The 7,717-nt window shown below is 72.7% G+C and carries 4 protein-coding genes; all 4 read right to left on the reverse strand.

The features are described from left to right. Positions 1-1,380 (reverse strand): hypothetical protein (locus VLF18_RS17675; RefSeq protein ID WP_325280948.1); only part of this gene is annotated, 1,380 nt, incomplete at its 3' end. A gap of 3 nt (positions 1,381-1,383) precedes the next feature. Beyond that, positions 1,384-3,237 (reverse strand): flagellar protein FliT, encoded by a 1,854-nt coding sequence (locus tag VLF18_RS17680; RefSeq protein ID WP_325280949.1) that lies wholly within the window; start codon positions 3,235-3,237, stop codon positions 1,384-1,386. 10 nt (positions 3,238-3,247) lie between these two features. Next, complete coding sequence (locus VLF18_RS17685) at positions 3,248-5,680, reverse strand: collagen-like protein (RefSeq protein WP_325280950.1); 2,433 nt, start codon at positions 5,678-5,680, stop codon at positions 3,248-3,250. Positions 5,681-5,690: 10 nt separating this feature from the next. After that, positions 5,691-7,717, reverse strand: a 2,027-nt coding sequence (locus VLF18_RS17690; protein WP_325280951.1) for a phage tail protein, incomplete at its 5' end; no start/stop codon positions are given.

Here is a 7,717-nt window from a genome sequence, read left to right on the forward strand (position 1 = left end):
GAGCAGGCCGGCGGGCGCCTCGGTGCCGATGCCGACGCCGCCGCCGTTGCCGAAGTACACCTGCGACGTCGCCGGATTGCCGTGGCGGAATGCGAGGCCCGCATTGTTCGCGGCGAGCCGCATCTGCCAGGACGCCGCGCCGGCGCTCGTCTGCAGCGCGAGGACGCCGCCCTGCGCGTCGGCGCGGACGGTCAGCGGCTGGACGAGCGCCGACGCGGGCACCGCCGCCGTGCCGATGCCGACCTTGCCGTCCTCCTGCACGACGACGCGCGGCGAGAAGTCGAAATCGAGCTCGCACGGCTTGTTCGTGTTGGTCGCGGCCGACGCGCCGATGACGAGCCGCGTCGGCGTATTGGGATCGGCGCTCTTGCCGAGCAGCACCTGCAGCTCGGTCGCCGCCGCGTCGACGCGGCGCAGCGCCGTGACCGGCGCGCCGCCGACGTAGTCGGTGCCGGCCGCGGCCTGGAATTCGAGGCGCCGGCCGTAGAGCCGCGCGTCGCCGAGGAAGCGCGCGTGGGCCTCGATCCAGATCGGCTCGCGGAACTCGAGGTGGTCGTCGCAGACGATCAGGTCCTTTTCGGTCGGACGGTCGGCGTTGCAGACCTCCTCGACCGACTGCGTCGCACTGCGCGGCAGCCAGCGCGTGCGCAGACGCAGCAGGCCGTCGCCGGCGATCACGCTTTCGGCGACGACGCCGGCCTGGCGCCGCAGGACGCGCGACTGCTTGCGCGACGCCTCGGTCGGCGCGAGCAGTTGGCCCGGCGCGCCCTGCTGCCACGGCACGCAGCCGACCGGAATCAGCCACAGCGACGGATCGCCCTCGACCGGCAGCAGCTGCGGCGCCACCGTGGCGTCGGGCGCGAGCGGCTGCGCTTCGAGGTACCAGCCGAGCGCTTCGCGCGCGTCGGCGAACGTGCGGTCGCCGACGCCGACGCCGCTTTCGCGCGAAGAAACCGCGGCGCGCGTGCCGACCTCGACGACGAACGCCTCGGACACGCGCTGGTACGCGTCGGTCGCATCGCAGACGCCGAAACCGCGGCGCACGCCGCCGCCGGGCTGTTCGTCGTGGCGGATCCACACCGGCACGAGGCCGCTGCCCAGCGATGTGAACAATGCAGCACTCAGCGCATAGGGTTCGGCGACGACGATCGTGCGGCCATAGCCGTCGACCGCAACGCCGGGCGTCAGGAAATACTGCGTGTCGCCGTTCGGCGACGCGATGCCTGCCAGGTCGATGCCGGCGACGACGCCGCAGGTATGCGCGGCCAGCGCGTGGCGGGCGTGCAGTTCGCGCAAGTACGTCGCGAGCGCTTGGAGATCGGCCGCGCCGAGGTATTGCCCTTCGAAGTAGTGCGGCCGTTCGGCGAACACGGTGCTCATGGCTCACCTCTTGCCTTTCTTGGCCGGCGCGGCGGGCTTGCGCTGCTTGCGCAACGCGCGGATCTCGTCGTCCTGGGCGGCGACGTGGCGTTTGAGTTCGTCGAACTCGCGGCGCAGCGCGTCGTCCTGTCCGGCGGGACCGCCGAACGCGCCGAGCAGCGTGCCGACGCGCTCGCGCAGCAGCGCGACGAGCGGATCGAGACCGCCCAGCGCGATCGGCCGCGCGACCTGGTTCAGCGCGAGGAACTGCGGCAGCCGCGCGATCTCGACCGCCGACAGGCCGCCCGGTCCGCCGCCGTCGCGCGACAGGAAGCTCGCCGCGAATGCCGCCGCGTCGAGCGGCCGGCGGCCGCGCCGCGCCGCGGCGGCGGCGAGTTCGGACATGGCCTTGACGCCCTTCGTGTCGAAGGTCGGATTGAGCCGCAGGTTCGCGTTGCCCGCGGCAATCTCGCCGGGCCGGAATGCGGCTCGCGCCGCACCCGGCGCGGGCTCGGCCGGCGTGCCCGCCGGCGGCGGTGGCGGCGGTGGTGGCGGAGGCGGCGGTGGCGGCTCTTGCAGCTGGTCGCCGAACAGCGTCGTCACGTCGAAGCAGCAGAAGCGTTCGAGCAGTTCGCGCAGCGCGCGCCCGAACGGCAATGCCGACAGCCAATATTGCAGGTTCGGAAACGTCGTCGCGATTTTCCGCAGTGTCGTCCAGTTGCAGATGCTGTCGATGCGGCAGTCCGACGTGACGTGCAGCACGGCGAGCGGCACGCGCACGTCGCCGGTCGGCTCGGGACACGGCGGCAGCAGCGCGGAGCAGAAGCACGCGAGCAGCGCGTCGATCCAGACCATCACGAGCAGGAGCAGCGCATCCTGCAGCGCTTCGGGATCGAAGGTCTGCCCGCCGCCGACGACGACCGTGCCGGGCGGCGGGATGACGATCGCGCCGAGCCGCGCGATCAGCGCGCAGTGGTAGCCGGGCCGCGACGCGAGGTGGTTGAGCAGGAACGCGCGCAGCTGCAGCGCGTACTGGTACCAGATCTGATAGCCGGCGGGCGTGTCCGCCGGCGTGTCCTGCGGATACTGCGGAACGTCCTTGAGAAGCGGTCGCGCGCAGCACTCGAAGCGCCGCAGGATCTCCGAGTCGGCGTCGCCGCGCGTGTCGTCGGCGTTCTGTTTGGGCGCACGGAACACTTCGAACGCATAGCCTTCGCAGATTACGGACGGCTCGCACTGTGCCGGCGCCGTCCGCGGTTTCGCCGGCACCGGCTTCGCCGGGCCGCTGCAGCCGCAGGATCCTCCGCCGCCCTTGCAGCCGCACGAACCGCCGGAGCCGCCGCTGCAGCCGCAGCCGCCGGTGTCGGCCGACGGCGGCAGCAGCGGCTTCACGCCGCGCGCCGGCGTCTCGCTGTAGCGGATCGCGAGTACCCATTCTTCCTGCAGCGCGTCGCACGGACGCTGCTCCGTGCCGGGCTTGTACGGGTCGCAGTGCTGCCGCGGCTCGGATGCCCTGCACGCCTTGATCAGGCTGCAGACGTCCACGCGCACGGCGTCGCAGACGACGATGTCTTCGCCGCATGGTCCCAGCGCGTAGCCGCAGCTGACGTTGACGCCGTCGCCGCACGGCCCGCAGGTGACTTCGAGCCCGTTGACGACGCCCCAGCCATGCAGCTGCCGGTTGTGCAGGCGGTTCTTGCCGCGCACGTACGCGTCGAGCCGGTTGAGATCGTCGGCGGTCAGCACCTGGCCCGCGAAGAAGCGCGGCCGGCACAGGCATTCGAGCATGCCGCAGGTCGAACAGCGCGCGGGTGCGGGCTCGCAGGTCGTCGCGCTCGCGGCGCGGCGGCGGCGATAAAGGTCGGTCATGCTGTTCATGGCAACTCCGTCAGTCCTCAAGTTCGACGAGGAACCAGCTTTCGAAGGACCCGCCCTCGATGCCGTCGCCGGTGCGGCGGTCCGGCAGCCAGTCGGGCAGGTGATCGGCGTCGACGCCGCGCATCTCGCCGGTCACGTGATGCCGGCCGCGGATGAAGTCGCCGTTGACGCGCACGCGCACGGCCGTGCCGCGCTCGACCGCGCCGGCGTCGAAGCGCACGCGAACCGCGTTGACGAGTTCGTCCGGATCCTGCGACGGCGAGAATTCGCTGTCCGGGTTGCAGCGCTGGTCGAGCCTGCCGCCGATGGGCGTCACGGCCCTGGGCTCGCACCAGCAGGTCACGTTCTCGTCCTGGTGCTGCACGCGGATCTCGATCGAGAACGGCGTCAGGTCGCCATTGCGCACCTCGCCGTCGAACGCGACGACGAGGCCGTCCTCGATGCGCGAGCGCGGGAACGCGCGGCCATGCGTCCAGTTGATGCCGCAGATGTGGACGAAGTCCGGATCGAGTCCGGGACCGGCCGGTCCCTGCGGCCCGGTGGGTCCGGTCGGTCCTGCAGGTCCGGTCGGACCGGCCGGCCCCGTCGGCCCGGTCGGTCCCTGCGGACCCGTGGGACCGGTGGCGCCGGCAGGACCGGTCGGCCCGGCGGGTCCGGGATCGCCCGGCGGCCCCTGCATGCCGCCGCCGGCCGGCGCCTGTTCGAGCAGGCATGCGACCGCGCGCGCGAGATCGGCGACGCTCGGTACGACGATCCGCCCGAGCGCATCGTCGATGCGTGCGATGCCGGCGGCGGCGTCCTGCAGCGGATCGCTGGCCGGCACCGTCGGATCCTCGAAACGGCGTCCCGGACGCCAGCCTTGAATCGTCGCCAGCACCAGGCAGTCGGGCGTCTCGCAGGCGGGACAGTCGTGCGCGCCGAGATGATCGCCGCACTGCGTGCTTTCGAGATCGAACACGGCGACGCCGTCGGCGTACGCGGCGTAGAGCCGTGCGTCGAGTGCGAGGGCGATGCCGCCGGGGCCGACCGCGACGGCATCCCCGAGCGGACCGGGTTCGCCGTTGGCGAAACGATACAGGTCGACACTGCGCACCGAAGCGGTCGTGCCGTCGGTCGTCAGGAGATAGGCGTAGCGGCCGAGCGTGTCGGGCACGAACGCGACGGGCGTCTGCGGCAATGTGTACTCGCGCAGGCCGGTGCCGTCGGTCTGCGCCAGGCGCAGGCGTCTGCTCGCGCCTTCGACCCATGCGAGCCGGTCCGCCGCGGTGCTCGCGATCACGGCAATGCCGACGAGGTCGGCCGCATCGGTGACGATCGCACTGCCGGTCATCGGCGAGACGTCGGTGTCGATGACGTAGAGGTTCGCCGCGGCCGCAGCGGCGTAGAGCGTGCGGCCGTCGCTCGCGACGGCGAAGTCGCGCAGCGTTTCCGTGACGGCGAGATCGAAGCCGGCCTTGACCGCGGCGGTTCCGCCCGTCGTCCACACCTGGAAATACGTGGTCGGACCGTTGACGGTGAACGAAACGAGTTCGCCGCTGCCGAGCCGCGCGAGACGCGCACGCGTACTCCCGGCGCTGAACGGAATGTCGACCGACGCGAGCGCCGCGCCGGAGAACGCAGCGGCCGAGGTCGTGTCGAGCGTGTGCAGCACGAGCGGGTCGGCCGCGGCCGCGCCCGGCGTGACGACGAACAGGCGCGTGCCGTCGGCGCTCGCGGCGAGCGCGAGCACGCCGACGGCGAAGGTCTTCGGCGCGACCGGTGCGCCGGTTTCGAGGTCGTACTGCTGCACGATGCCGCCGGACGGCGCGAGCGCCGCGGCGACGTAGAGGCGCCGGCTCGGCGCGTGCGCGGCGACGGCATGCGCGCCGGCGAGCGCGATCGTCGCGTCCCAGACCAGGCGCGGCGCATGCGGCGCGACGGGCGGCGGCAGCGGCGGGTCGACACGCACGTCGAACGCGTACGACTCGAGGATGCGGTTCGGCGCGCAGCGCGTGTCGTCGCAGCCGCATTCGTCGTACAGCACCGGCACGTCTTCGGTCGGGCATTCGCGATAGCGCACGCACAGCTGCAGGACGTGGTCCTGTCCGTCCGGCTGCGCGATCAGCGCCTGCACGGCGTCGTACGCGAGGACGTCGACCGTCTCGGGATCGACCACGAGGATCTCGTTGCCGCAGCAGTCGAGCGCACTGCCCGGTTCGACGACGACGTAGCGGTCGCGGCACGCCGGATTGGCGTGGTGATGCACGCGCAGGCCGCAGACGACGCCGGTGCCGTGCAGCCGCGCGTGGTGGCGGCGCAGCTTGTCGACGACGTATTGCTGCTCGACGTCGAAGTCCGCGACGTCCATCAGCTTGCCGAAGAAGTAGTGGTTGCGCAGCGGCGTCGTCGCGGCGCAGGCGGGGCAGGCGTGCGGCGTACAGGACGGGTGGTTGCAGGAAGGCATGATCATGTCCTCACAGAATCGTTTGCATGCCCAGCCGGGCGTTGCCGGCGCGGTAGGCGGGGCCGTGGTCCTCGCGGCCGCCGAGCACGGTCGCGCGGCCGAGCGCGTCGAGATCCAGCGCGGTCGCGCGCGCGCGCGCGCCGATGACCGCGTCGAGCCCGAGCGCCGATTGCACGCCGATGCGGAAGCGCGGCTCGACCTTGATCAGAGTCACCGCGACGTGTGCCGGCGTTTCGGCGGCGATCAGCCGGTCGAGCGCGCCGGCCGCGACCGGACTGCGCACGCGCGCCGCCGGCACGAAGATCGACAGGCGGTGTGCGTACGTGTGGAAAATGTCGCGTTCGGGATCGAGGCTCGTGTCGAGCGCGGTGACGCCGAGCTGCGCGCCGCCGCTGTTTCCCGAGGCCGGATCCGACAGGCGGCTGCGGCCGGCGATGCGCTCGCCCCACAGCAGTGCCTTGTCGGACAGGCGCGCATGCCCGAGCAGCATCGCGCGGCGCCACTGATACAGCTCGAGCACGAGGCGCGGCGCGCGCCAGGCCGGACGCGCATGCACGATGCAGGGCTCGCACGCGGCGCGGGCGGGAGCGTGGTCGCTCCAGCGTTCGAGTCCCAGGAACAGGTACAGCGTTTCGCGGATCGCCGCGACCGTGCCCCGGCGCGGGAACACGCGCGCGAACCCCTTGAGGAAGGTGCGCCGGCGCGCCTCCGGCCAGCTCTGTTCGAGCGCGACGCCGACCCAGTCGGCGAGGAACCGCAGAAAGTCGCAGCGGCGGTCGCCGGTCGGCGCGGAGAGCGGGTCGAACCACGCGGCCTGGTGGTCGATCACGCTTTCGATCGCGCGGAATTCGCGGTCGAACACGGCGAGCCAGCGGTCGAGGAATTCCGCGGCGATCGGGTCGGCGCCGAAAACCTGCGGCAGATAGCGGCGCAGGCTGATGCGCGGGAAATCGATCTCGACCGCGGCAATGCGCGGCGTCTCGCCGCCGGTGCCCTGCAGCACGAAACGCAGATACAGAAAGCGGCCGCGCGGGCAGCGCAGCATCCAGTCGCGGCTGGATCGTTCCGGCGTCTCGCGCGGTCCGGTGCGCCATGCGCCGATCGCGGTCCAGTCTTCCGGAGCGAGGGATGCGAGCACGTCCGGCGCGATCACCTGCTCGGATGTCAGCGCGTGGATTCCGATCGTCGCGCCGGACGGCACGTGCGCGCACAGGTCGACGCGGTCCCAGGTGCAGTGCGCGATTTCGCTGTCGAGCGGTTCGCTCGTCCACGTGCCGTCGGGCGCGTAGGTTTCGGCGGCGTCGGGCAGCGGCGCGGCGATGGCGGCGCCGTGCACGTCGACGACGGCGTCCGCGCCGCCGGCGCAGCAGCGCGACAGGTCGACCGATCCGTCGGCGCGCACGATGACGGGCAGCCGCGCGAAGCGGGCGGCGATCTCGGCCGGCCGCAGGAAGGTCGCAACGACGGTTCCGCTCGCGAGGTCGACCTGGGCGACGGTGCCCTCGCCGTCACGGCGCACATAGAGATTGCCGCGCGCGTCGGCCGCGAGCGAACGCACGGCGCCGAGTCCGCCGACGAACTGCCGGTGCGCGCCGCGCGCCGCGAGCACGTGCAGTCCGCCGTTCGCCGGATCGGCGATCACGATGCGCCGGCCGGTCGCGACCGCGTCGACCGGCGTCCACGGCTGCGCGAGCGGCGGCGACGGCGGCGACGTCCATACCGCGCGCACGGCGCCCGACTGCGGATGCAGCACGATCACGCGCCGGCCGGCCGGATCGCAGACGAGCAGCTGGTCGCAGGCCAGCGCAATGCCGCCGGCCTGCGCCGGCACGCGCGGGTCGCCGGCGCGCAGGCACGGCCACGGCAGGAAGCGGCAGCCGCATTCGTCCCAGCGATGCAGCTGGCCGGTCGCGGCGTCGAGCAGCGCGAAGCGGCCGTCGCCGAGCGGCGCGAGATGGTCGGGCCAGGTGAGGCCGCCGAAGCTGCCGCTCGCTTCGGCGAGCAGGCGTCCGCTGCCGGGCGCGGCGGCGAGCCGCA

This window comes from Tahibacter sp., from assembly GCF_035481375.1.
In the GTDB taxonomy this organism is placed as follows: Bacteria; Pseudomonadota; Gammaproteobacteria; order Xanthomonadales; family Rhodanobacteraceae; genus Tahibacter.

What these genes read in the sequence shown, in the direction of transcription:
- VLF18_RS17680 (WP_325280949.1), bottom strand. Translation starts at nt 3,237, where the DNA reads ATGAACAGCATGACCGACCTTTATCGCCGCCGCCGCGCCGCGAGCGCG.
- VLF18_RS17685 (WP_325280950.1), bottom strand. Translation starts at nt 5,680, where the DNA reads ATGCCTTCCTGCAACCACCCGTCCTGTACGCCGCACGCCTGCCCCGCC.